Source organism: Hymenobacter convexus (genome assembly GCF_030580955.1).
Taxonomy (GTDB): Bacteria; Bacteroidota; Bacteroidia; order Cytophagales; family Hymenobacteraceae; genus Hymenobacter.
This window is the reverse complement of the sequence record NZ_JAUQON010000003.1, coordinates 172,916-198,382: the sequence shown is the minus strand read 5'-3', so window position 1 is coordinate 198,382 and position 25,467 is coordinate 172,916. Positions and strand designations below refer to the sequence as shown.

General features: G+C 65.6%; 18 protein-coding genes. 9 read left to right on the top strand and 9 right to left on the bottom strand.

The genetic code is table 11. From position 1 onward, the window contains the following. Positions 1-17: 17 nt before the first annotated feature. The 3 genes from Q4S41_RS07495 to Q4S41_RS07485 all read right to left on the bottom strand — a co-directional run bounded on the left by Q4S41_RS07495 (position 18) and on the right by Q4S41_RS07485 (position 4,648). A complete protein-coding gene (locus Q4S41_RS07495; RefSeq protein ID WP_305030486.1) occupies positions 18-2,717 on the bottom strand; it encodes a D-alanine--D-alanine ligase family protein in 2,700 nt (899 codons plus the stop codon). Positions 2,718-2,797: 80 nt separating this feature from the next. Further along, on the bottom strand, positions 2,798-3,502 hold the full coding sequence (locus Q4S41_RS07490; RefSeq protein ID WP_305030485.1) for a copper homeostasis protein CutC: 705 nt from the start codon (positions 3,500-3,502) through the stop codon (positions 2,798-2,800). A 129-nt stretch (positions 3,503-3,631) separates the two neighbouring features. Continuing rightward, positions 3,632-4,648, bottom strand: coding sequence for a N(4)-(beta-N-acetylglucosaminyl)-L-asparaginase (locus Q4S41_RS07485; protein WP_305030484.1), 1,017 nt, complete (start codon positions 4,646-4,648; stop codon positions 3,632-3,634). A 215-nt stretch (positions 4,649-4,863) separates the two neighbouring features. Between Q4S41_RS07485 and Q4S41_RS07480 the strand changes: the two genes are divergently transcribed. Both Q4S41_RS07480 and Q4S41_RS07475 read left to right on the top strand, forming a co-directional pair. Further along, on the top strand, positions 4,864-5,718 hold the full coding sequence (locus tag Q4S41_RS07480; protein WP_305030483.1) for an N-acetylglucosamine kinase: 855 nt from the start codon (positions 4,864-4,866) through the stop codon (positions 5,716-5,718). A 97-nt stretch (positions 5,719-5,815) separates the two neighbouring features. Then, the gene (locus Q4S41_RS07475; RefSeq protein ID WP_305030482.1) at positions 5,816-7,006 is read left to right on the top strand and encodes a phosphoglycerate kinase; all 1,191 of its coding nucleotides are present in this window, start codon (positions 5,816-5,818) and stop codon (positions 7,004-7,006) included. Positions 7,007-7,096: 90 nt separating this feature from the next. On the opposite strand, the gene Q4S41_RS07470 is transcribed toward Q4S41_RS07475, so the two are convergent. Continuing rightward, the gene (locus Q4S41_RS07470; protein WP_305030481.1) at positions 7,097-7,600 is read right to left on the bottom strand and encodes a hypothetical protein; all 504 of its coding nucleotides are present in this window, start codon (positions 7,598-7,600) and stop codon (positions 7,097-7,099) included. A 339-nt stretch (positions 7,601-7,939) separates the two neighbouring features. On the opposite strand from Q4S41_RS07470, the gene Q4S41_RS24555 reads away from it, so the two are divergent. The 6 genes from Q4S41_RS24555 (at position 7,940) to Q4S41_RS07440 (ending at position 16,711) form a co-directional block, all read left to right on the top strand. Continuing rightward, positions 7,940-8,443, top strand: a complete 504-nt coding sequence (locus Q4S41_RS24555) for a phage tail protein (protein WP_369811261.1) — start codon at positions 7,940-7,942, stop codon at positions 8,441-8,443. A gap of 75 nt (positions 8,444-8,518) precedes the next feature. Next, positions 8,519-9,067, top strand: a complete 549-nt coding sequence (locus tag Q4S41_RS07460; RefSeq protein ID WP_305030480.1) for a phage tail protein — start codon at positions 8,519-8,521, stop codon at positions 9,065-9,067. Between the two features lie 35 nt (positions 9,068-9,102). Then, positions 9,103-9,657, top strand: a complete 555-nt coding sequence (locus Q4S41_RS07455; RefSeq protein WP_305030479.1) for a phage tail protein — start codon at positions 9,103-9,105, stop codon at positions 9,655-9,657. A 48-nt stretch (positions 9,658-9,705) separates the two neighbouring features. Next, entirely contained in the window at positions 9,706-10,236 is a 531-nt protein-coding gene (locus Q4S41_RS07450) for a phage tail protein (protein WP_305030478.1), read from the top strand. Between the two features lie 75 nt (positions 10,237-10,311). Next, positions 10,312-11,262, top strand: coding sequence for a methionyl-tRNA formyltransferase (locus Q4S41_RS07445; protein ID WP_305030477.1), 951 nt, complete (start codon positions 10,312-10,314; stop codon positions 11,260-11,262). A 160-nt stretch (positions 11,263-11,422) separates the two neighbouring features. Continuing rightward, positions 11,423-16,711, top strand: a complete 5,289-nt coding sequence (locus tag Q4S41_RS07440) for an Ig-like domain-containing protein (protein ID WP_305030476.1) — start codon at positions 11,423-11,425, stop codon at positions 16,709-16,711. 172 nt (positions 16,712-16,883) lie between these two features. Here Q4S41_RS07440 and Q4S41_RS07435 read toward each other — a convergent pair whose 3' ends face one another. The 4 genes from Q4S41_RS07435 to Q4S41_RS07420 form a co-directional block, all read right to left on the bottom strand. Beyond that, positions 16,884-17,234, bottom strand: coding sequence for a hypothetical protein (locus Q4S41_RS07435; protein ID WP_305030475.1), 351 nt, complete (start codon positions 17,232-17,234; stop codon positions 16,884-16,886). 83 nt (positions 17,235-17,317) lie between these two features. After that, complete coding sequence (locus Q4S41_RS07430; RefSeq protein WP_305030474.1) at positions 17,318-18,325, bottom strand: hypothetical protein; 1,008 nt, start codon at positions 18,323-18,325, stop codon at positions 17,318-17,320. Positions 18,326-18,334: 9 nt separating this feature from the next. Continuing rightward, on the bottom strand, positions 18,335-19,177 hold the full coding sequence (locus Q4S41_RS07425) for an MbnP family protein (protein WP_305030473.1): 843 nt from the start codon (positions 19,175-19,177) through the stop codon (positions 18,335-18,337). A gap of 144 nt (positions 19,178-19,321) precedes the next feature. Then, positions 19,322-19,699: a hypothetical protein gene (locus Q4S41_RS07420; protein WP_305030472.1), complete on the bottom strand. Its 378-nt coding sequence runs from the start codon at positions 19,697-19,699 to the stop codon at positions 19,322-19,324. Positions 19,700-19,938: 239 nt separating this feature from the next. Here Q4S41_RS07420 and Q4S41_RS07415 point away from each other — a divergent pair, with 239 nt between their 5' ends. Beyond that, on the top strand, positions 19,939-24,618 hold the full coding sequence (locus Q4S41_RS07415; protein ID WP_305030471.1) for a M4 family metallopeptidase: 4,680 nt from the start codon (positions 19,939-19,941) through the stop codon (positions 24,616-24,618). Between the two features lie 193 nt (positions 24,619-24,811). On the opposite strand, the gene Q4S41_RS07410 is transcribed toward Q4S41_RS07415, so the two are convergent. Next, positions 24,812-25,450 carry a hypothetical protein gene (locus Q4S41_RS07410; protein ID WP_305030470.1) on the bottom strand — a complete coding sequence of 213 codons (639 nt, stop codon included), beginning with the start codon at positions 25,448-25,450 and terminating at the stop codon, positions 24,812-24,814. Between the last annotated feature and the right edge of the window lie 17 nt (positions 25,451-25,467).

The window sequence follows — 25,467 nt, the reverse complement described above, 5'->3', positions numbered from 1 at the left end:
CGTTCAATGACGACGTTCTAGTTGGCCGCTGCAGCCTTGGCGGTGCGTGCCTTGCCGAACTCCAGAATCCGGTCGATAAACTCGTAGGGCGTGTAGCCGGCCAGCGCCGTCTGGTGGAAGATGCAGGTAGCCGGCGTCATGCCCGGCAGCGAATTTACCTCGATGATAAGCACCTCCACTTCGCCCTCCTGCCGCACCCGCACGAAAGCATCGATGCGCGCATAGCCCTGAATATCGAGCACTTCGGCCACGCGGCGCAGCACGGCCTTCACCTCGTTGGAGATGCGCTGGCGCTCGGCGGGGTCCACGTCGTAGCGGGCGGGGGTGATGTTCTGGCCTTCGCCGGCCAGGAACTTCTCTTCCAGGCTCAGCACCTCGCCGGTGGCCAGGGCCTCGCTGGCTTCAAACACCTCGATGTCGAGCAGGCCGTCCTCGTCGTAAGACGTGAGCAGGCCGCCGGTCACTTCCAGGAAGTGGGCGGCGCCGTCGCGGCTGATGAGGGTTTCGACCAGGAAAGCATCCTTGCGCGGGAATTCTTCCTTGAAACCCAGGTGCAGCACCTCGGCCGGGCCGGGCATGAGGTCTTCTTCGGTGCGGAAAATGAGCTGGCTGAAGGCTTCCAACTCCGCGCGGTTCTTGATTTTCTTCACCGCCGAGGAGCAGCCGTCGTCGGCGGGCTTGGCGATGAAGGGGTAAGGGAACTGCGTTTCGAGGCTGCGGTAGAAGCTTTCGGCGTCGGCCTGCCATTCCAGCTTGTTGGCCATACGGTGCTCGGCCACCAGCAGGCCGGCTTCGCGCAGGCGCTTGTTGGTTTCGAACTTGTTGATGGTGACGCTGCTGCTGGCCACGCCCGAGCCGTTGTAGGGCAGGTTGAAGCGTTCCAGTTCCTGCTGCAAGGCGCCGTCCTCGCCGGGCCGGCCGTGCAGGGCAATGAAAACCTCATCAGCCAGCTGGGCCAGCTCCTCAAACGAGATGCGGCGCGGCTGGGCCAGCGCCTGCCCCGCGTAGGTGCTGGTGATGGTGCTGGCCTCGCGCCGGATGCGCTCCAGAATGGGGTGCGGCGCCTCGCCGGCCTCGGCGTGCTCAATCTTCTCGCGGATGTCGTCGGCGTTGTCCTTCAGCATCACGTTCACGGGCAGCACGTAAAGTTTGTGCTCGGCGCTGGAACCCGTGAGGAACACCGGCACCGGCGCATACTTGGCCGAGGAGCTGAGCTTTTCGTAAATGTTGCGCCCGCTTTCCACCGAAATGTGCCGCTCCGACGAGTAGCCACCCATTATCACAGCCACGCGGATGCGCTCAGTGGCCTCGTGCTGGCGGCCGGCCACGGCGGTGTCGAGCTGATTGAGCAGCTGCGCCAGCTTCACGGGGCGCAGGCCGGCGCGGCGCCGCGCCGCCAGCGAGGTGCGAATCAAATAGGTGAGAAACTGCGACGGGTTCAGGCCGATTTCGGCGGCTTGGTGGAAGAAGAACGAGGCCGGCAGCATGCCCGACGTGGTGTTCGGGTCATTCAAAAACAGCCGGCCATCGTGCCCCACGAAGCCATCCAAACGCGCATACACCTGGAAGCCGAAGGTGCGGAACATCTCCTCGCAGGCCTCCCGGATTTCCTGGATTTTCTCCTCGGGTAAGTCGATGGGCGTGATTTTGCGGGCTAGCCCGGGCAGGTACTTCGAGCGGTAGTCGAACATCTCCTCGCCTTTCACAATCTCGGTGGGAGGCAAAGCCAGCGGCAGGCCGTTGGGGTCTTCAACAACGATGCAGCTGAACTCGCGGCCGGCTACGAAGCTCTCCACCAGCACCTGGGTTTCGCCGTCGATGTTGGTCAGGCGCACTTCCTCGGCGGTTTCCAGCGCTTCGGTCAGCGCGAAAAGCAGGGATTCGGGATGATAGATGGGCGCGATTTCGTCATTCATGACAACCGGCAGGCCAATGCCTTCGCGGATATCCGTCAGGTGCTGCACCCAGGCAATGCGGTCCTGCTCGCCGAGGCGCTGCCAGTCGGCGCGGGTCACGGTTTTGCGGAACAGGCTTTTGTCGATGGCGGCCTCAAACTTGGCCAAGTCGTCGGTTTTCAAAATGCTCACGCCAATGCTGCTGCCCTGGCGCGGGGCCTTCAGCACCAGCGGCAGGCCCAGTTCGCGCACCAGGTAGGCGAGGGTGGCGGCGTGGTCCGTCGTGTCCCATTCCTCGGCCTTGATGACGCGGAAATCGGGCGTGGGCCGGCCTAAGGCGTGCAGCAGGTTTTTCTGCGCGATTTTATCGATGCCAAACGCCGACGGCAGAATGCCCGAGCCGGAGTACGGAATGCCCAGCCACTCCAGCAGGCCCTGAATGGCGCCGTCCTCGCCGCCCGGCCCGTGCAGGGCCAGAAAGGCAAAATCCATCAGCAGAGGCAGTTCCTGGGCTTTCACCTCGCGGCCCACCTTGGCAATGGCCTCAAACCGCTCGTCGTGGCTGAGCTCGCCCAGGCTTTCGATATACACCTGCAAATGGTGCAGCGACGGCGGCTGCGAGCTCACCGGCGGGTAGAAATCCCGAATGGTGCCTTTATAGATGAACTGCCAGTCGAGCAGAATGAACTGCCCCAGGCTGTCCACGAAGATGGGCACGGGCTGAAACAGCGCCTTGTCCAGGTTATCAAAGACGGTGCGGCCGCCCGCGAACGAAATTTCCCGCTCACGCGAAGTGCCTCCGAAAAAAATGCCGATTTTCATAAGTGTCGCAAAGGTAAGAACCCGTAGCGCGGACTTTCAGTCCGCGAGCGAACAACCGATTCGCGGACTAAAAGTCCGCGCTACAGCAGGCCCGCCAGCTCGGCCACCAAAGCGGCATCGGTTTCAAAACGTTCCGTCTGAAACAGGCCGTCGGCTGGGTTGGCCGGCCACCGGCGCTTGGCGCTGGTATGGAACTCCCGCGCGCCCGTCTGCCGGGCCAGCTCCCGGATATTGACCGCCGAAACGCCCGCGCCCGGCATAATGCTAATGCGCCCGGCCGCCTGGGCCACGAGTGCCGCCAGCTGCACCTGGCCCGCCGCGGCGGTGGCCTGCCCGCCCGAAGTGAGTACGCGCTGGCAGCCCAGCGCCACCACGTCTTCCAGCGCTTGGTCCTGGTCGGGGCAGGAATCGAAAGCGCGGTGGAAGGTGACTTGCATCGGCCCTGCCCGCTCAATAAGCGCCCGGCAGACGTTCATATCCACGCGTCCGGCCGCATTGAGCGCGCCCAGCACGACGCCCGCCGCGCCCAGCTGGCGGCACACCTCAATATCGGCCCGCATGATGGCCAGCTCATCGGCCGAGTACACAAAGCCGCCAGTCCGGGGCCGAATCAGCACAAATACCGGGATGCTGAGCTGCGCCAGCGTTTCCCGAATCAAGCCGTAGGAGGGCGTGATGCCGCCCTGTTCCAGGTTCTGGCACAGCTCGATGCGGTGCGCGCCGCCCGCCTGCGCCGCCAGGGCCGAGGGGAGGGAAGCGGCGCAGATTTCGAGGGTGAGGGGCATTGAACTCATTATATAGCTGTCATCCTGAGCGCAGCGAAGGACCTTATTACGCTTGGACCGTCCGAATTACTGCAAACTGTTCAGGCATGATAAGGTCCTTCGCTGCGCTCAGGATGACAGGCGATTGGTTTACTTCAGCAGAAACTCGCTGTCGCGCAGCACCGGCGTGTCGGTGGTGCTCACGGTGAAGTTGAAGCCCTTTTGCAGGGCATAAGCCCCGGTCTGGCCGGTTTTGCTGATGGCGATGAAAGCCACCTGAATGTCTTTTGCTTTCGCGCCTTTGATGGCCGCAATGCGCTCAATGGCCTCCTTGCAGGCCTGCTGAGGCGTGCGGCCCTGGCGCATCAGCTCCACCACGGTGTGGGCGCCGGCAATGCGCACCACGTCTTCGCCCTGGCCGGTGGCGGCGGCGGCGCCCACCGCCGGGTCCACAAACAGGCCGGAGCCGATGAGGGGCGAGTCGCCCACCCGGCCGCGCATCTTGAAGGCCATGCCGCTGGTGGTGCAGCTGCCGCTGAGGCGCCCTTGCGCATCAAGGGCCAGCATGGCAATGGTGTCGTGGTTTTGGGGGCCGCCCACGGGGCCGGTGGGGTGGCTTTTCGAGTTTTCGATGTTGACGACGGGCTGATACTTGCTGGTTTTCAGCCACTCGGTATATGCCTTTTTCGCGTCGGCGCTCAGCTGCTGGGGCTCCAGTGGGAAGCCCTGGGCCAGGGCAAACTGCTGGGCGCCTTCGCCCACCAGTAGCACGTGCGGGGTGCGCTCCATCACGCGCCGGGCCACGCTGATGGGGTGCTTGATGCGCTCCAGGCCGGCCACGCCGCCGCAGTTGAATTTTTCGTCCATGATGCAGGCGTCGAGCGTCACAATGCCGTCGCGGTCGGGGTTACCGCCCAGGCCCACGCAGCAGCCCTGTTCCGACTCGGTCACCATCACGCCGGCCTCCACGGCATCGAGGGCGTAGCCGCCGGGGCCGATGACTTTCCAGGCGCCCTTGTTGGCGTTCACGCCCGCATCCCAGGTGGAAATAACGACGGGCTTGCCGGCCACCGGAGCGGCGGGCAGCGCCACGGCCGCCAGGGGCGAAGCGGCCAGGCCAGCTAGGCCAGCGGCGGATGATTGCAGGAATTTGCGGCGGGAGGGCATGGGAAGGAGGGGGTGTTGGTGTATCGGACCGTCATGCAGAGCGGAGCGAAGCATCTCGCGGGCTGCCACTAATTAAGGCCGTTACAAAGATTGAATTGCTGCCACAAGCGCGATGCTTCGCTCCGCTCTGCATGACGGTCTGAATAATTTACCGGACAAAAGCTAAGTGGCGAAATATACGGCCGGCTGCCAACTCCCGCGTACTTTCGCGGCCTATGATACTCATTGCCGACGGTGGCTCGACCACCTGTAGCTGGGCGCTGCTGGCCGGTGGCCCCCCCCAATATTTCAATACGGAGGGCTACAATCCCTATTTCTGGGACACGCCGGCCATTGCCGCGTCGCTGGCGCACCAGGTGCCGGTCGATGTGCGCCAAGCGCCCATCCGTGCCATTCATTACTACGGCTCGGGCGTGCTCTCGCCGGCCAAGGCCGAGGTGATAGCCGGGGCCCTGCGGCAGGTATGGCCTCAGGCCGGGGAGGTGTTTGTGGCCGAAGACTTGCTGGCGGCGGCCCGCGCCCTGCTGGGGCGGGAGGCAGGTTTTGCCGCCATTCTGGGCACGGGCACCAATTCGTGTTTGTATGACGGCCAGCGCATCACGCAGGTCATTGAGTCGCTGGGGTATTCGCTGGGTGATGAGGGCTCGGGCACGTCCATTGGCCGGCAGGTGCTGCGCGACTACCTGCGCGGCCGGATGCCCACGGCACTGGCCGCGAAATTGAAAGCCGAATACCGGCTGGGCGAGTTGAGCGAGGTGCTCGACCGCCTCTACAACCAGCCGCTGCCCAACCGCTTCCTCGCCGGTTTTGCCCGGTTTGCGGGCGCGCACGCCCACGAGCCCTACTGCCAGGAGGTGGTCACCCGCGCCTTCGAAGGCCTTTTTGAGCAAATTGTCACGCATTACCCCGATTATCGACGCCATGCCTTCAACTGCGTGGGCTCGGTGGGCTACTACTTCCGCGACGCACTGGCGGCGGTGGCGCAGCGCCACGGCATGGCCGTGGGCCAGATGCTGCGTGAGCCGATTGAAGCGCTGGTGCGCTACCACGAAGTAGCCGCCCGGCCGTAGAAACGCAAAACAGGGCGCCTTTGCAACGCGGCAACGCGGAAATCCCCACTTTTGCATCCCTGACCAATCACTCTCACACTCCGTTTCACTTTCTCTTATGAACACCCTCGATTCCTATAATTTCGCCGGCAAGCACGCCGTGATGCGCGTCGATTTCAACGTGCCGCTCGACAAGGACCTGCACATTACCGACGACACACGCATCCGCATGGCCACGCGCTCGGTGATGAAAATCCTGAACGACGGCGGCTCGGTGGTGCTGCTCTCGCACCTGGGCCGGCCCAAGGGCGGCTACGAGAAGAAGTTTTCGCTCGAAAGCCTGGTGGCGCGCCTCACAGAAGAGTACGGCCGCGAGGTGCAGTTCGGCGGCGACGTGCTGGGGGAGGAGGCCGCGCAAAAAGCGGCGGCCCTGCAGCCCGGCCAGGTGTTGCTGCTCGACAACGTGCGCTTTTACAAGGAAGAAGAAGCTGGCGACGCCGGCTTCGCCGCCAAGCTGGCCAAGCTGGGCAATGTGTACGTGAACGACGCCTTCGGCACGGCGCACCGTGCCCACGCCTCTACGGCCGTGATGGCCAACTCGTTTGCACCCCAGGACCGGGTGGGCGGCTACCTGCTGCAGTCCGAAATCGACAACGCCAAAAAGGTGCTGGAAGAGGCCGAACGGCCCTTCACCGCCATCATGGGCGGCGCCAAAATTTCCGACAAGATTCTCATCATCGAAAAGCTGCTCGATAAGGTCGACAACCTGCTCATTGGCGGCGGCATGGCCTATACTTTCGCGGTGGCCGAGGGCGGCAAAGTGGGTAGCTCCCTGCTCGAAGCCGACAAAGTAGACCTGGCCCGCGAACTCATCCAAAAAGCCAAGGCCAAGGGCGTAAATCTGCTGCTGCCCACCGACTCGCTCATCGCCAACAAGTTCGCCAACGACGCCGAAACCAAGGAGGCGCCCAACCACGACATTCCCAACGGCTGGATGGGCCTCGACCTCGGCCCCGAAAGCCGCAAAGCCTTCGCCGACGTCATTCGCACCAGCAAAACCATTCTCTGGAACGGCCCGATGGGGGTGTTCGAAATGCCCAACTTCGCCAAGGGCACCGAAGACGTGGCCCGCGCCATTGCCAAGGCCACGGCCGCCGGCGCCTACTCGCTCATCGGCGGCGGCGACTCGGCCGCGGCCGTGCAGCAGCTCGGTTTTGGCGAGCAGGTGAGCTACATCTCGACCGGCGGCGGCGCGCTCCTGGAGTACATGGAGGGCAAGGAATTGCCCGGCGTGATGGCACTGGGCTAGTTTTCGCACCAGCAAGAACGAACCAAGGCCCCGGCTGCTCGCGCAGCCGGGGCCTTGGCATTATGTATAAATATAAATAAAACCCAGCCCTTACTCCCGCAGCCAGCGCGTCAGCTTCGGGAAGCCGTCGGCGGTGGCGAGGCCCATCCAGACGAGCAGAGGCAGGCCGACGTAGGCGCCGCGCTGGTAATTGCCGAGCAACCAGTCGCTTTGCCCTTTGTAGCCGTGCGGATGAAATACAACCTCGGCGGGCAGGCCCAGCGCCTGGCAGGCGGCGTACGACCACAGCATGGCGGCCAGCTCTTCGCCTTCTTTTTCGGGGCTGTTTTCGGTGATGTTGCCGTGCAGCAGTGGCCGCTCGGCGGCGGCGGTCACGGCCAGGTGCCCGGCTTCGTGCAGCACGTCGCCGGGATAGAGCAGGCGCGCCGGGTCGATAAGCAACTGCCCGCGGTCGATGAGCAGTCCCGGCAGAAAGGTGTCGTCGGCAAGGGGCGTTTCCCGCGTTTCAATCCCGATTTCGCTGAGGAAACGGCGAAGTACGGGCAGCAGTGAGTCGTTGGAAGGTGGCGGAGACAGAGTACTAGTAGCGTCCATTGCATGGCAGGAGCGGTGGCTGATGTGCTGCAAGCTGCATCACCGTCTGCCCCGCAAGCTACGGCCAGGGGCACTAATTCCGGCCGGTGCCACCTGCGCCGTGCGCCACGGCCGGGCCCACGGAAGGCGGGGGTAAGCCGTGCGCTGTGGCAGGGGCCAGCGCGGGCCTGATTTTTTAGACGGGTTTACGTTTCTGATTGGCCGTTTGGAATGACCGGTGGAGCAATGGTTAATCGCATCTTCATAACGCTAAACGGCATATTTATTACCGGAATAGCAAGCCAATAAAATTGTGCTTTATTTTCACCGAAAATTTCATTTGACCATGGGTTTCAGGCTATGAAGCAAACTACTACACAAGACACCACGTTCGCTGAACAGGCACCAGTCCAGCCGCAGCTGGCGTCGCGCCGGCGCTGGCTGAGGGGCCTGGGCGCCCTGCTGGGCGCGGGCGTGCTGGCCGCCCCCACGGCGGTGCTGGCCAGCCCCGGCGCTCCGGCCGGCGAAACGCTTTCGGCCTCGGCGCTCGCGGGCGGCGACGAGTACATTGGCATGGTGAAGCTGCTGGCGGGCCCGGACCTGCCCACCGGCTGGGCGCTGTGCGACGGCCGCCTGCTGCCCGCGGCCCAACACCCGGCGCTGTTTGCGCTGCTGAAAGACACCTATGGCGGCGACGGCCGCCACACGTTTGCCCTGCCCAACCTGAGCGGACCCCTGGCCGGCGACAGCGGCGCGGCGGCTCTGCTGTGCGCCATCAAGGTGGCCAACGGCCCGGCCACCACCACGGCCCTGGCCGAGCTGCAGCTGGAACACCAGCGCCGCACGCGCCCCCGGGTGGCCTAACGGGGCACATCAAGCGCCGGGGCCTTTCGTCAAGGCCCGCCGGCCCACTTTCCTTTCATCTTTTCCTTTATTCGTATGGACCCCTTTCTAGGAGAAATTCGCATCATGCCGTACGGCGGCGGCTACCTGCCGCGCGGCTGGGCGCGCTGCGACGGCAGCCTGCTGCCCATCAACCAGAATACAGCTTTGTTTTCGCTGCTGGGCACTTTTTACGGCGGCAATGGCCAGACCACCTTCGCCTTGCCCGACCTGCGCGGCCGGGCCGCGGTGGGCATGGGCCAGGGGCCGGGCCTGAGTTCTTACCAGATAGGCGACCGGGTGGGCACCGAATCCCAATCCCTGCTGCAAACCGAGCTGCCGGCGCACACGCACTCGCTCGGGACGGTGGCCTTGCCCGTGAGCAGCGCCAACGCCTCGGTGGCTTCGCCGGCGGGCGCCGTCTTTGCCAAAGAGCCCGACAGCAACGCCTTCGGCTCGGGCACCGCCAACGGCACCATGGCGGCGGGGGTGCTCAACGGCACCACGAACTCGGTCGGCGGCGCACAGACCCACGAAAACCGGATGCCCTTCCTGGTGCTCGACTACTTCATTGCCACGGCAGGTGTTTTTCCCGCCCGGCAGTAGGCTGTTAATCGTTTCTAGTATTTTAACCTTGCTATATGTCAACTCCTTACATAGGCGAAATTCGCGCGGTTGGGTTCAATTTTACTCCTCAGTACTGGGCCCCTTGCAACGGGCAGCTGCTGTCCATCAATAACTACCAAGCCCTGTTTTCCCTGCTGGGCACCACCTACGGCGGCGACGGCCAGACCACTTTCGGCCTGCCCAACCTGAACAGCCGGGTGGCGGTGGGGTCCGAAGGCGGGGCTGCCGGACCCGGCCTTTCGCCCTACCCGCTGGGGGCGACGGGGGGCGCCGAAAACGTGACGCTAAACACGACGCAGATACCCCCGCACGCGCACACCTTCACGGGTGCGCTGGTGGGCAGCACCGCCGGCCCGCTGAGCGACGACCCCGCCGGCCGCCGGCCAGGCGTCCCGACCGGGAGCAAGGCGTACGCCGGCGCGGCACAAAGCGGCCAAACCCTGAACACCGCCGGGGTAACAGGCTCGGCCACGGCGGCCGGCAGCAGCCAGCCGCACTCCAACATCCAGCCCGTGCAGGCGCTCAATTTCATCATCTGCACCAGCGGGCTGTTTCCGCCGAGGCAGTAGCGGCCGCGGCGCCGGTTTTTTCACTACTTCACTTTCATTGAGCTTGTCATGGACGAACCCTACCTCGGCGAAATACACCTGATTGCCTCCAACTACGCGCCATCTGGCTATGCCTTCTGCAACGGCCAGCTGCTGTCCATCGCCCAAAACTCGGCTTTATTTTCGCTGCTGGGCACCCAGTTCGGGGGCGACGGCCAGACCACCTTCGCCCTGCCCGACCTGCGCGGCCGCATTCCGGTGGGCCCCGGCGCCTCGCCGGGCGGCAGTTTCTACACCACGGGCCAGCAGGGAGGCAGCGAAGGCGTGGTCCTGAGCCTGCAACAGATGCCTGCCCACACGCACCCGGTGTCGGGCACGCTGCAAACTTCCAACACGCCCGAAGCCGACGACCCCGCCAACAACCTGCCCGCCGACGGAGGGCGGGCCCAGTACAGCAGCGGGGCCGCCGACGCGCCCATGACCGGCATTTCCGGCAACACCGGCGTCGCCGGCGGCGCGGCGGCGCACGAAAACCGCCAGCCCTACGTGGCACTCAACTATGTCATCGCGCTGACGGGCTATTACCCCACGCGCCAATAGCACCTGCCCCCTGGCCGGGCTGCGGCCGTCGCGGCCGGCTTGTTTCATTTGGTATTTCCGTTGTCTTCGTTGCCCATGCGCGTTTCCGTCATCATTAGCAGCCGGCTGGGCTGGCCCCTGCTACAAGATTTGCTTGGCCAGGACGTGGTGGCCGGCGTGGCCGTGCCCGCCACGGGCAACGAAGAAAGCGGGCAAGTGGCCGGGCTGCTGGCCCAGGCCGGACTAATCCCGCTGCAGCTGACGCGCGCGGGCCTGGCCGATGCGCTGACGGACTGGATAGCGGCCACGCAGCCCACGGCGGTGCTGGTGCTCACGTTTCCGTGGCGCATTCCGGCCCGGGTGCTGGGGCTGCCGCCGCAGGGCTTCATCAACTTTCACTTCGCCGCCCTGCCCGGCTACCGGGGCCCCGAGCCCACCTTCTGGCAGCTGCGCAACGGCGAGCCGGCCGGCGCCGTGACGGCCCACCGCATGGCCGAGGGCTTCGACACCGGCCCGGTGCTGGTGGCCACGCCCGTGCCCATTGCGCCGCACGACACCTTCGGGCTGCACCGCGGCCAACTGGCGCTGGCGGCCGTGGGCACGGGCCGGCAGCTGCTGGCCGGGCTGCGCGACGAAGTGCCGCTGCCCGACCAACCCCAGGACGAGGCCGCGGCCCGCTACTGGCCCCGCCCCGGCCTGGCCGATGTAGCGCTCGACTGGCACGAGCCCGCCGAAGCCCTGGCCCGCCTGGTGCGAGCCGTTAACCCCTGGAACCGGGGCGCCCTGACGCTGCTGCGCGGCCAGCCGCTGCGGGTGCTGGGCCTCACCGCCCGGCCCGAAACCGTGGCGGCCCCGCCCGGTACCATCGTGCTGGCGGCCCCCGGGCAGGCCCTGCTGGTGGCCTGCGGCGGGGGCGAGGTGGCCCAGTTGGACATGGTGGCGCTCGACGAGGGCTACTTCACCGGCGGGCAGCTGGCCGGCCTGGGCCTGCAGGTGGGGGAGGTGCTGGCACCGCTGAGCGGGGCAGAGCGCGCGGCCCCGGTTTGAGCCGCCTGGGCGGCCCGTAGCCCGGCCTTTCGCTCTTGTTCTTCTGCCTGCTGCCGCCATGTTTAGCCGGGCCAGCGCCTGGTTTTACACCCTCCGACAGCCTGTTGATTTCCGCCGCGCAAGCGGACTCTCTGCATGTTTTCCCTTCCTCTCTTTTTTTATGAAAAATAACTTTTACCGACTTCTGCTGCTCCTGCCGCTGCTGACGGCTTGGGGGGCCCGGGCGCAGGCGCCCGTTTGGCAAAACGCTTATGGCGTGCCGGGCTCGGTGGTGTTGGGTACGGCTACCAACTCGACGGGTGACATTTTCGTCACCGGGTCCTTCAATGGCGCGGTTAATTTTGGCGGCACCACGCTCACCAGCCTTGGCGACGAGGACATGTTCCTGGCCAAGTGGAACGGCATCAGCAACAGCTGGGCCTGGGCGGTGCGCGGCGGCGGCTTCCTGCCGGACCAGGGCAACGCCATTGCGGTGAACGGCGCCAACGTGTACGTGACCGGCTGGTACACTTCCGGCGCCAACGCCCGCTTCGGCAGTTTGAGCACGACGTTCTCCGGGGCGGGCGGGCAAGACGTGTTTGTGGCCAAATTCGTGGATGGCGGCACCAGCGTGACCACCGGCAGCGTGGTGAGCGCCGGCGGCGCCAGCGGCGACCAGGGCCGGGCCATTGCCGTGAATGGCAGCACGGTTTACGTGACGGGCTACGTCAACGGCACTGCCACTTTTGGCAGCACGGCGCTCACGCCCGTGTATGGCTTGCAGGACCTGTTCGTGGCCAAGTACACCGATTCGGGCACGGCGCTGGTTTACGGCAGCGCCGTGCGCAGCGGCGGCGCCGACATCGACCGGGGCAACGCCATTGCGGTGAACGGCGCCAACGTGTACGTGGCGGGGGAATTCCGTAGCCTCACGGCCGTGTTTGGCTCGACCACGCTCACCAACACGAACACCGACGCGGCTAACCTGAGCTATGATGCCTTTCTGGCTAAATTTACTGATTCGGGCACGCTTGCGCAGGCCACGGCTGTGAAGGCCGGCGGCAACGCTGCCAGCGGCAGCACGCCGAATGAATACGGCAACGGCATTGCCGTGAACGGCACGACGCTTTACGCCACGGGTACTTTCAACTCCACTTCGGTCAGCTTTGGCAACGGCGTCACGCTGACGAATACGGACAACACCGGCGCCAACAGCGACATGTACCTGGCCAAGTACACCGATTCGGGGACGCTGACGGCCAACGCAGCCACGAAGAGCACCAACAGCGGCTCCGATTCCGGCGAGGCCGTGGCCGTGAGCGGCAGCACGGTGTACGTGAGCGGCAATTTTGGCGGTTCGGTGACCTACGGCCCCTCGGCGCTGACCTCGCTCGGCGGCCAGGACGCTTTCGTGGCCCGGTTCAGCGAAGCGTCCAACGTCTTTACCGTGAACGGGGCCGTGGCCGGCGGGAGCACCCTCGACGACAACGCCGGCAGCCTGGCCATCAGCGGCACGCAGGCCGTTGTGGCCGGCTACCTCAACCCCACGCAGGCCGCCACCTTCGGCGCGTCGAGCATTGCGGCCGGTAACGGGGGCTTCCTGGCCCGGGTGGGTACGGCCTCGACCACGGTGGTTTCCATTGTGCCGGCCGGCGCCAGCCCGACGAATGCCGCCAGCGTGACGTTTACCGTGGCGTTTGCGTCCAGCGTGACGGGGATTTCCGTGGGTAATTTCACCACTTCGAACGGCGGCGGCGTCACGGGCAGCAGCGTGAGCAGCGTGAGCGGCTCGGGCACTACCTACACCGTGACGGTGAACACGGGCAGCGGCAGCGGCACCCTCGGGCTGACGCTGGCCAACGATACCGGCCTCACCCCCAGCGTATCCAACGAACCCTTCACCGGCACGCCGCTTTACACCATTGATAAGGTGGCCCCGACGGTGACCATCAGCAGCACGGCCAGCAACCCGACCAGCACGTCGCCCATTCCGTTCACCATCACCTTCTCGGAAAGCGTAACCGGCTTCGTGGCCGGCGATGTGACGGTGAGCAACGGCACCATTACCGGTGGCCTTGTCAACGGCAGCGGCAGCACCTACACCTTCAGCGTAACCCCTTCGGGCAACGGCCTGGTGACGGTGAATGTGGCGGCCAATGTGGCCCAGGATGCTGCCGGCAACGGCAATACCACCGCTACTCAATACAGCCTCACTTACCAGCAGCCGGCTTCGGCCACGGCGCAGAACGTGACGGTGAACCTGGCCGCCAACGGCACGGCCACGCTCAATGCTACCAGCGTGAACAACGGCAGCACCGGTTCGGGCACGCTCACCTACACCATTCAGAAAATTGTGTTTGGCAGGGCCAGTGAAAACAGCACCCTGACGCTGAACACGCCCAACGGCGCCAACTTCAACGCCATCCGCTTCGCCAGCTACGGCACGCCCGTCGACAACGGCAACGGCAATTACGGCCTGGGTTCCTGCAACGCGGCCAACAGCGTGGCCACGGCCACGAATTCCTACGTGGGCCGCAGCACCGGCAGCATGGACGCCAACAACGCGGCCACGGCCAACAACAACCCCACGCTCGGCGACCCCTGCTCGGGCACGCCCAAGTTTCTGGCGGTGCAGGTCGGCTACTCGGCCGATGCCGCCAGCCTGAGCTACGACTGCACCGAGGCCAACAAAACCCAGTACGTGCTACTGACCGTGACCGACGCCAACGGCAGCACCAGCACGTCGGTGGCCCGCGTGACGGTGAACCCGCCGCCCACGGCCACGCTCACCGCTCTGAACCCGACTTCGGCCACCCCCGGCAGCCCGGTGACGGCCACAGGTACTAACCTGAGCGGCGCCACGGGCCTGACGGTGGGCGGCGCCGCGGCCACCATTAGCAACCTCACGGCCACGGGCTTCACCTTCGTGGTGCCCGCCGGCGCCGCGTCGGGCAATGTGGTGCTGACCCTGCCTTGCAGCCAGACCCTGACGGCACCTTTCACCGTGCAGACGGCCGCACCGGTAGTGACCGTGCCGGCTACCGGCGACTATGTGAACACGGCTACTCCGGCTTTCTCGGGCACGGCCCCGGCCGGCAGCACCGTGACGGTGTACGTGGACGCCACGCCCATCGGCACAACCACGGCCCCGGGCGGGAACTGGAGCCTGACCCAGCCCACCGCCCTGGCCCAGGGGTCGCACACGGTGCGTGCCACAGCTCAGCTCAGCGGCCAGGCCGTGAGCGGCAATTCGAATACCAACAACTTTATCGTCGACTCGGTACGGCCCACGGTGGCCATCAGCTCGACGGCTGGGACTTCGGGCAGTAACACAAGCACCTCGCCGATTCCCTTCACGGTGACCTTCTCGGAAAACGTGACGGGCTTCGTGGCCGGCGACGTGACGGTGAGCAACGGCACCATTACCGGTGGCATTGTCAACGGCAGCGGCAGCACCTATACCTTCACCGTGACGCCAGCCGGCAACGGCGCTGTGACGGTGGACGTGCCCGCCAACGTGGCCCAGGACCTGGCCCTCAACTTTAATACCGCCGCGCCGCAGTTCACCCTCACATATACTGCCCCGGTGACGGCTGTGACCTGGAACGGAACCATCAGCACCGACTGGTACACGGCCGGCAACTGGACGCCTAACGTGGTGCCCACGGCCAGCCTCGACGCCACCGTGCCCGGCAGCGCGCCGAACCAGCCTTTCATTGGCGCTGGCACGGCCTTCGCCCTCAACCTGGCCCTGAACTCGGGCGCCACGCTCACGCAAACCGGCGGCACGCTGACCATCAACGCCAACCTGACCAACAACGGCACCTTCCGGCCCTCGGGTGGCACGGTGGTGCTGGGCACCATCTTCCAAAGCAATGGCCCCAACCTGCTGGGCAGCAGTGCTGTCCGCTTCTGGGACCTGACCGTGAACAGCAACGGCGTGCTGCTGAGCACCTCGGCCGGGGCCTCGGTGCAGCACCTGCTGACCCTGAACGGCGCGTTGGTGACGCAGGCCAACACGTTCACGCTGGAAAGCAATGCCACGAGCACGGCGCTGGTGGTGAACAACAGCGGCGGTTTCGTCTTCGGCACGGCCACGGTGCAGCGCTACATCGACCCCAGCCTGAACGCGGGCCCGGGCTACCGCCACTACAGCTCGCCGGTGGTGAGCACCACGGTGGCCGACCTAGCCACCAGCACCTTCGCCCCGGTGGTGAACCCGGCCTACAACGCGGTGGGCAACACGGTGACGCCCTTCCCCACGGTGTATGGCTACGACGAAGGCCGGGTGAACGCCACCAACGCCACCACCCAGAGCTTCGACCAGGGCTTCTTCTCGCCCGGCGCGCTCAGCGACCAGCTGACCGTGGGCCGGGGCTACACGGTGAATATCGACGCGGCCAGCAAGGTCGACCTGGTGGGCGCGCTCAACAACGGCACCGTGGGCGTGGGTGCCCTCTCGCGCGGCACCGGGGCCAACTCCGGCTGGCACCTATTGGGCAACCCGTACCCGGCTCCGCTCGACTGGAGCGTGGCCCGCAACAGCCTGCCCGCCGGTGTGATTGACGCCGTGTACGTGTTCAAGTCCAGCAGCCAGTACGCCGGCACCTACCAGTTCTACCAGAACGGCTTCGGCACGCTGCCGAACGGCCTGATTGGCTCGATGCAGGGCTTCTTCGTGCGGGTGAGCCAGAACGTGCCCGCGTTCAGCTTCCTCAACACCTGGCGCTCGACGACCTACCAGAACCCGACCTTCAACCGCACCACCACGGATACGCGGCCGAGTGTGCAACTGGAGCTGATGAGCGCCCAGGGCGCTCGCGATGCTGCTTTCGTATACTTCGAGCAAGGCGCCACCTCCGGCCTCGACGACCACTACGACGCGGCCAAGCTGCTCAACACCACCGGCCTGAACCTGGCCTCGGTGGCCGCGGGCCACAACCTGGCCGTGAACGGCCTGCCCCCGATGGGCAGCACGTCCCTCACGGTGCCGTTGTCCATCGGCCTGCCCACCACGGGCACCTACACGCTGCACGCGGCGCAGCTGCTCAACTTCGCGGCCGGTGCTCAGCCTTTCCTGCGCGACCTGCAGCTCAATACCCTCACCGACCTGAGCCTGCATCCGGACTATGCCTTCACCATGAACGCGGCCAATACCACGCCGCGCTTCGAGCTGGTGTTTGGGCCGGCGCAGGTGCTGGGCACGGCTTCGGCCGCGCTGGCGGCGCAGGTAGCCGTGTTCCCCAACCCGGCCTCCAAGGCCGTGTTTGTGGAGCTGCCGGCGGCGCTGGGCCGCAAGGTGGTGACCGCCGCGCTGCTTGATGCCGTGGGCCGCGTGGTGGTGCAGCGCGTGCTGCCCGCCGGCCTGGCCACGCACACGCTGCCGCTCACCGGCCTGGCCACGGGCGTGTATTCGCTGCGCCTGCAAACCGAAGCCGGTATAGTGGTGAAGAAGCTGGTGGTGGAATAAGCCACCAAGTGCTCCATTCTAAAAAAGGCCCCGGCTCTGCAGTCGGGGCCTTTTTTCGGGGCGGCGTGCAACCGGCGGGGGAGGGGGCGGTACTCTCGCCAAGCGCCGGTCTTATGCACAAGAAGCCCCGACCGTTTACACGGCCGGGGCTTCTTGCTGGTATCAATTTCGGTTACTTCGCTTCCTTCTCCAGCAGCTGCAGCAGTTCATCGGCGGCCTTCTCAATGTCGTGGTAGCCTTGCTGGGCGGCGCGCTCCTTGGCGGCAATCAGGCCGTCGCGGTGCACGGTTTTGAAGTCGCCGTAGGGGAATTTGTAGCGGCCTTTGGTGTCTTCGCCTTTGCTTTTGTCGAGGCCGAGGTGCCAGTTGGCATACTCTTCCATTTCGTGCTTTTTGAGGAAACTGTTTTCCTCGCTGGTATCGGGGTTGTGCTGGCCCCAGTGGCCCTGGTCGTTCTGGAGTTTGCCGTCCTGAATAAGGCGCCGGGCGTAGGCCACGGCCTGCGGATTGAGGGAAATGCTCATCGCTGAAAACCGGAAAGAAAGGTGAATGGATGGCCTTTCCTACGCGCCCCAATGGGCCGGGTTCCCAGTGTTCAGCTTGCGGTTTAGCTTTTGCCGTGGAGCAGGTATTTGGTTTGCTTGAAGCTGTAGCCCACGGCCAGCACCAGGCGCCCGGCACTGACGGGGTGGTCGGTGTCGGCGTTGTACACGGGCAGCTGGAAGCTGGTGTTCAAGGACAGGTTTTTGTAGTACACGCCCAGGCCGGGGCCCAGCAGGGCGTTGTTCATGGCGTGCTCGCCGGTGAGGCGGCCGTCGAGCATTTCGCCCTGGGTCTTCTCATAAAAAAACTCGGCCGAGGGGTACACCTGCCAGTTTTCGCCCAGCGGCAGGCGGTAAAACAGGCTGGCAAACGTGGCCGTGCTCGGCGCCAGGCTGTTCAGAAACCGGTTTTCCGTAGAGCGGCGGTAGCTGCTGTTCACGCTCAGCCCGAAGCTGCGGTAGCTGCCGATGTAGTTGGCGTAAATAAACCCGTCCGTGGTGCCGGTGCCTACCTGGTTGAGCAGCGGGTAGCGGTGGCCCTGGGCATTCTGGCGGGTGAACTCGCCGGTGGGCAGCTTCAGGCCGCCGCCCACGATGAGGCGGCTCTGCACCCCGGCCGTTTCGATGGCCCGGATGAGGTGGTAGCCGGCAAACACTGTCACGTCGCCCACGCCCGAGGAGTTGAGCTGCCGGCCGTTTATCTGCGAGGTATTCATCACATACGGCACAAAGGCGTTCAGTTCGACGCGCTGCGAGAGAAAGTATTTGCCGCGTAGCTCGATGACGCGAAAGGCCTCAAAATCGGTCGGGTCGCCAGCGTGGCTGTGCTCGTAGCCGTTGTCGCCGTTCAGGGGCGAGGGAAAAAACGGGCGCGCGCCCGCCGGAAAAAACTGCGGCGACTGCCCGTAAGCCTGGTAGCCGTTGAAAATCCGGTAGCGGTGCATCAAACTCAGGCTGCTCTGGTTGTCGTAGGGCGTGATGCCCATGAAACAGCCGCAGATGTCGCAGGCCCGGCCCGGGCCGGGCGCCAGCCACAAGCCGGCGCCCAGCAAAAACAGGCAAAGGAATTTCATGCCCCGGGCCTAGTTGGCGTGGATGTGCCCCACCGAGAACATGCCCGCCACGATGTTGTCGGCCAGCTTGGAGGCGGCGGTCATGGGCGTCGTAGGGCTCATGGTGGCGCTTAGGCTCGAAAATTTCACGGGGTTCATGAACGGCGGATTGGCTACCCCCGCCGGGTTGGGGCCGTCGAACAGCTTCGCGATGTTGACCAGCATGTGCACCTCGGGCTGATGGTCGGCCCGGATGAGCAGGTTGGTGCCCGAAGGGAAGGGTACCGTCACGGTGCGAATGGTGTTGGTGGTGGAGTGCTGGTAGCCCGCCACGTGAAAAACCAGGCCGCCCGTGGTGGCCGGGGCCGTGTGCTGGGCCTGCGGCGAATAGCCTTCGAGCTTGAAGTTGATGAATTCGCCCGAGCCGCCGTTCATGGGCCAGAACATGCCCTTGCTGGAATTGAGCACGCCCGTGCCGAAGTTGCCGGCCTTGGTGCGGGCGCTGTCCACGCCCACGATGAAGCTCACGCTGCTGTAGTCGCCCTCGGGCGCGCCGGTCATGGTCAGGTCCTGGGTGGTAGCGTCGGCCTGGTCCACCAGGAAGTAGCTGTCGGGCACGGCATAGCTGCTGCCGTCGGCCTTGTTCAGCTTCACGTTCGAGATGTAATACTTGAGGGTGCTCACGGTGAAGTCGTCGCCGTTGGCATTCTTGTAAGGGGTGGCGTTGAGCACCAGCGACGTGAACACGGGCGTACCGGCAGCGTTGTTGACCATCGCGCCGTTATCCATGTGCAGGGTAAATTCGGTTTGGGGCGTCGCCACGTTGTCTTTGGAGCAGCCGGCGAGGCTAAAAGCGGCCAAAGCAGTGGCCAAGGGGAATAAAAGAGGGGATTTCATAAAGAAAAAAGCAAATACCAACACTGATTGAATCAGCGGCACGCAGCCGCCAGCCGGCGCCCCGTTGGGGCGCCCGCAAAACCCGGCCGGCGGCATCAGCCGCGGGTTCTGGGCAACCAATCAGGCCAGTAGGAGCGGGGGGCGAAACACGCCCGGGCCGGATACGGCGGCGTAGTGCGCCGCCGCCGGCAGGGTGTAGCGCCGGGCCGGCTGACGCCAGCGCACCGGTGGGTGCAGGGCAAACGAGGCCGTGGGCAGCACCTCAAATTTCACCTTCAGCGTACCGGCCGGGGCCTTTTTCTCGGCCCCGTCGGCTTTGCGCAGCTGCTTGGCCAGGTGACACTTGCCGTTGCAGTGCAGCTGCGGGCGAGCCTTGTTCACGCAGTACAGCTCGGTGATGCGCGCTTTGTTCAACTGGTAATCCACGACCAGCAGCTCCTGCCCCAGTGTTTGGAGCAGCATGAGCGCCACGAGGAAAAAAGCCAGCAAACGAGCCATCGGGAAGGTGACGGCGCCCAGGCCGACGCGCCAAAGATAAGCAGCGCGAAGCCGCCGGGTGGTGATAATTTGATTAGGCAGGCCCCAGGGATACGGTCCCGCGCCAGCCGCTGCCAGCCTCAAAAAGCGTGCTAAATACAAAGTTGGGTAACAGCTATTTCTCTACAAGCAAAGTGCAGGTCAAATAGGTGCCCATTTCACTGTATCTTTCGGAGGGAATATTCTTTACTCATTACTTTATGACCAAACCCCTACGCACCGGGTGGCTGGTGGCGTTGCCCCTGTTGGTGGCCGCCACCGCCGCCGCTCAAACCCTGCCCGCCGACGGCACCCCGCAGCTGCGGGCTTTGTCGGACAAATCGGCGGCGGCCCTGCGCCAGCTGCCCACCGACAGCCGCCTGCTGCTCCGCCAGGAGCTGGGCCTGCGCCCCGCTGACGACCTGCGCCCGCTGCGCGTGGAAACCGACGAGTTGGGCCAGCGCCACGAGCGGTTTCAGCAATACTTTAACGGGGTGAAGGTGGAGCACGGCCAGTACACCGTGCACCGCACGGCGGGCGTGCTCAGCGGCGAGTTTAAGCCCGTGCCGGCCAACCTCAGCACCAAGCCGGGCCTGAGCGCCGCCGCCGCCCTGCAGCGCGGCCTGGCCGCCGTGGGCGCCCGCCGCTATATGTGGGACGATGCCGCCGCCGAAGCCGGCCTTCAGCGCGAAACCGGCAACCCCGCCGCCACCTACCGCCCCACAGGCGAGCTGGTGGTGGTGGAAGACTACCGCGTGGCCGCCGCCGCCCAGCGCCCGCTGGTGCTGGCCTGGAAGTTTAATATCTACGCGCAGCAGCCCGAAAGCCGCGCCTGGGTGTACGTGGATGCCCATACCGGTTCCGTGGTGCTGCAGGACGACATCATCAAGCACGCCAAGGGGCTGGCGCCGGCCGGTGCCGCCGCCGCCCACGCCGCGCCGGCTGCCCGGCCCGCCGGCGCCCGCGGGGCCAAGAGCGCGGCCACGGGCACGTTTGCCACGCGCTACCTGGGTTCGCGGCAGGTGGCTACCGATTTGTTTGGCAGTAGCTACCGCCTGCGCGACTACACCCGCGCCGCCGGCATCGAAACCTATAACCTGCGCAACGGCACGAACCTGGCCGCCGGCACCGACTTCACCGACCTCGACAACAACTGGACAGCGGCCGAATTCAACAACGCGGCCAAGGACAACGCGGCCCTCGATGCCCATTTCGGCTCGACGCAGGTGTACGACTACTGGATGACCGTGCACGGCCGCAATTCCTGGGACAACGCGGGCGGCAAGCTGATTAACTACGTGCACTACTCCACCAACTACGACAACGCCAACTGGAACGGCTCGGCCATGCGCTACGGCGACGGCGCCACGGCCTTCACCCCGCTGACGGCGCTGGACGTGTGCGCCCACGAAACCGGCCACGGCGTGTGCCAAGCCACGGCCGGCCTGGTGTATTTGAACGAGTCGGGGGCGCTGAACGAAGGGTTTTCCGACATTTGGGGTGCTTCGGTTGAATACAATGTTGACCCCACCAAGCAGACCTGGATTGTGGGCGAGGACATCTGCCGCACCGCCGCTGGCCTGCGCTCGATGAGCAACCCGCTGAGCACGGCCGTGCTCACGCCCTGCCCGGCCAACTACAAAGGCCAACTCTGGAATTTCGGCACCAGCGACAACGGTGGCGTGCACACCAACTCGGGCGTGCTCAACCACTGGTACTACATCCTGACCGTGGGCAAAACCGGCGTGAACGAGCAGCAGCAGGCCTACAACGTGACGGGCATCGGCATCACCAAAGCCGCCCGCATTGCCTACCGCGCCGAGCGCCTCTACCTCACGCCGAACTCCGACTACCGCTCGGCCCGCACGTTCACCATTCAGGCCGCCACGGATTTGTACGGGGCCGGCTCGGCCGAAGTGCAGGCCGTGACCGACGCCTGGTTTGCCGTGGGGCTGGGCACCAGCAGCACGGCCCCGGCCGGCACGCAGGCCCAGTGCCCCACCGACGACGCGGCCGTGCTCACGGCCACGGCTTCGGCCAGCAGCGTGTGCGCCGGTACCAACGTCCGGCTCACGGCCACGGCCACTTACCCCAACACCCGCCGCCTGCGCAACCTGGCCGTGGTGCCCGTGCCCGATGGCAGCACCGCTTACACGTCCATCATCGCCTACAGCACCGTGGTTTCGAACGGCACCACCTACCAGCACGGCCTCGAAAACATTTACCGCAGCTACAGCGACCTGAAAGGCGTGCGCGTACGGCTCAACCACGCCCAGCCCAGCCAGGTGGCCCTGCGCCTGGCCGTGCGCACCAGCACCGGCACCACCACCTACGTAAACCTGGCCTCGGCCTTGCCTACGGCGCCAGCCGGGGCCGCACCCGTGGCCCTCGACCTCACGTTCTCGGACGCGGCCACCGCGGCCCTGCCCGCTACCGTGAGCGGCACCACCCTCACGGGTACTTACACGCCCACCGTGGCCTTTTCCAGCCTGTTGCCATCGGGTACCCTCACTACTATTAATGTGGAAGTGATGGACAATCAGGTGGGCAGCGCTGGCACCGTGGAGCTGGTGGAGCTGCTGTTTAACCGCCTGAGCACCGACGTGCCGGCCGTGCGCTGGACCGGTCCGGGCCTGGACGTGACGGGCCTGACGGCTACCGCCACCCCCGCCGCCCCGGCCGGTGGCGGCTCGGCCACCTACCGCTACACCGTGCTGGCCGCCGACCCCTACTACGGCTGCACCAGCGTGCAGTCGCTGAACGTGACCGTGAGCCAGCCGGTGCTGGCCGCCGCCGCCACCCAGGCCGACCTGTGCGCCGCCCGGGGCCAGGCCTTCGGGGCTGTGGGCCTGCGCGTGACGGCCGACGACAGCGTGGCCGGCCAGCTCTATACCTGGACCGGCCCCGCGGGCTACAGCGCCCTGGGCAAGCGCGTGAGTGCCACCCCGTCCACCGCCGGCCGCCAGCGCTACACCGTGGCCACGGCCACGCCCGGCTCGAACTGCGCCACCCAACAAACCGTGTCGGTCATTGCCCGGCGCCAAACTGTTGCCGCGCCCGCGGGCATCGATTCCGTTGCCTGTGCCGGCGGCACCACGCGCCTGCGCAGCCGTTTGTTCGAGAACCAGTTGGGCGGCCCGTACCGATTCACTGGGAGCGTGCAGATTCCGGATAACAACCCCACCGGGGTGCGCATCCCGCTGGCAGTAGCCGGTTCGGCCGAAAGCTTTTTTGACCTGCGCGGCATCAGCGTGAGCATCACCCACACCTACACCGGCGACCTGACCTTGTACGTGGAAGCGCCCGACGGCACCCGCGTGCTGCTGAGCAACATGCGCGGTGGGGCGGGCCAGAACTACCAGAACACGCTGTTCATCGACTCGGTGGGCGCCCGCAGCCTGGGCGCCGGCACCGCCCCCTTCACCGGCACCTGGCAGGCCGACGAGCCCACGGGCTTCGCCAAGCTGCGCAACGCGCCGCAGGCCGGCACCTGGAATTTGTTTGTAGTTGATGGCGGGCCCGCTGACGTGGGCCCGGTTACGGCCTGGGGCCTCGTCACGCGCGACAACAACGTGACCTGGGCCGGGCCGAACGGCATCACCGCCACCGGCTCCAATGTGCTGGCCGCCGTGCCCGCCACCGCCGGCCGCTACCGCTACATCGGCACCACCACGGCCGGCGGCTGCACCTTCCGCGACACCGTGAACGTGCGCGTGGCCCCCGGCCCGCAGTGGCAGCGCCGCCAGAATACCGACCTGGCCCTGGCCGCCAACTGGACCTGCCTGCCCACGCCCACCACCGACGCCGAAGTGCGCGGCGCCACCGGCGCCCAGCCCGTGCTCAGCACGGGCCTCGTGCAGGTGCGCAACCTTACGCTGCGGGCTGGCACCGCCCTGGCCCTCAACGGCGGCACACTGGAAGTGTACGGCACCCTGACCCTGGAAACCGGCGCCACCATTGCCGGCACCGATGGCACGCTCAGCCTGCGCGGCGCCACTGTCACGTTGGCCGCGCCCAGCACCGCCTCCCTCAATGTGCCGCGCCTGCTGGTGAACCTGCCTGCCGCCACCGACACCGCCCGCCTGGCCCAGCGCCTGACCGTGGGCACGGCCCTCACCATGCAACGCGGCGTACTCAAAACTCAGGCCGCCGATGTAACCCTGAGCCAGGGCGCCACCATCACCGAAACGGCCGATGCCTATGTATCGGGCCGGGTGCTGGCCGTGGGCCAACTGAGTACGGGTGGCAGCGAAACCTTCGGCGGTCTGGGCCTCAGTTTGAGCCAAGCCACCGGAACGGCCCCGCTCAACCTGACCCGCGTGACGGACCAGGCCATTGGCCGGGCACCGGCCCGCACCAGCATTCGCCGCTACTACACGCTGGGCTACGTCACGCAAGCGGCAGTGAATGCTACCGTGCGCCTGGGCTACCGCGATGCCGAGCTGAATGGTTTGAACGAGGCCGACCTGCAGCCCTTCCTATCGAACTCGCTGACTATTCCGGCCGTAGGCCCCTGGGTGCCCGTGGCCCGCACCACCCAAAGCACCACGCTGAACTACGTGGAAGCCTCGTCGCCCATTGCCGGCACTTGGACGCTGAGCACGCCCACCGCCATGCTGCCCACCCGCAACGCGGCGGCCGGCTTCGCGGTGCAAGCCCAGCCGGTGCCTTTCGGCGAAGCAGGCTTCTCGCTGGCCCTGCAAGTCACGCGGGCACCGCGTGCCGCTTCGGTGGCTATCTACGACCTCACCGGGCGCCTGCTGGTGCAGCGCCCGCTGGCGGTAGCTTCCGGCCTCAGCGCCGTGGCCCTGCCCGAAGCCGGCCGCCTGGCCGCCGGCGTGTACGTGGTGCGCGTCGTACTCGATAACGATATCCAGACCCTGCGCGTGACGCGAGAATAAGCTGTCATTGCGAGCGCAGCGCGGCAATCTGTTCTCCGCGACAATTCTTCCAATGCAAAAAGCCCCGGCACTGCACAGTGTCGGGGCTTTTTGCTAACTGATTTATTGGTGTTTATCAACTCGTCATGCTTCGCTGCGCTCTGCATGACGTTCAGGGCGTTCAAGGCATAACTGAGTTCCTGACCTTCTTCTTCTAATTCAAATACGGCGCTTCTAAGTCCTGGCCCATGCCTTTGAGGGGGGCGGTGCTGCGGCGGCCGGTGAGGCGCGTGCTTAGGGCCTGGGCCTCGCGGGCGCTGAGCACGTCGAGCTCATGCAGCCAGGCCACGCGGCGCAGTTGCGGCTCGATGAAGCCCAGGGGGTTGACCTGGCCGTATTCGGTGCGCAGGTAAACCTTGGTGCGGCGCTCCAACTCGGCCACCAGGGCCCGGAACTGTTTGCGCTGCCACGGCCGGCCGGCCAGCGTGACGACCAGATGCGCGGTTTGCAGCCGGAAGGTGCTCCACTGCTGCTCAAAACGCAGCCAGCTGGCCAGCGTATTCAGGCCCAGAATGCCCCACCACAAATACAGCGACAAGCTGGCCTGGCCCGTGGCCAACCACTCGTGCCACGGCTGGTAACCCAGAAACGCCAGCAACAAGCCCGTGAGCAGCAGTTGGTTCACGGGAATGTGCCGGTGCTCGCTGGCCTTCACCGGCAGAATTTCTTCGTAAGGAACTTCGGTTTCGAGGGTGGCAACGCCTTGCGGGTTGCGCTTGCAAACGTAGAGGCTTTCGGCGCGCAACGCAATGTGGGTGTTGCCCTGGAAAAGCTGCTTTTGGTTAAAAATCATGTAAATGCGCCGACAGA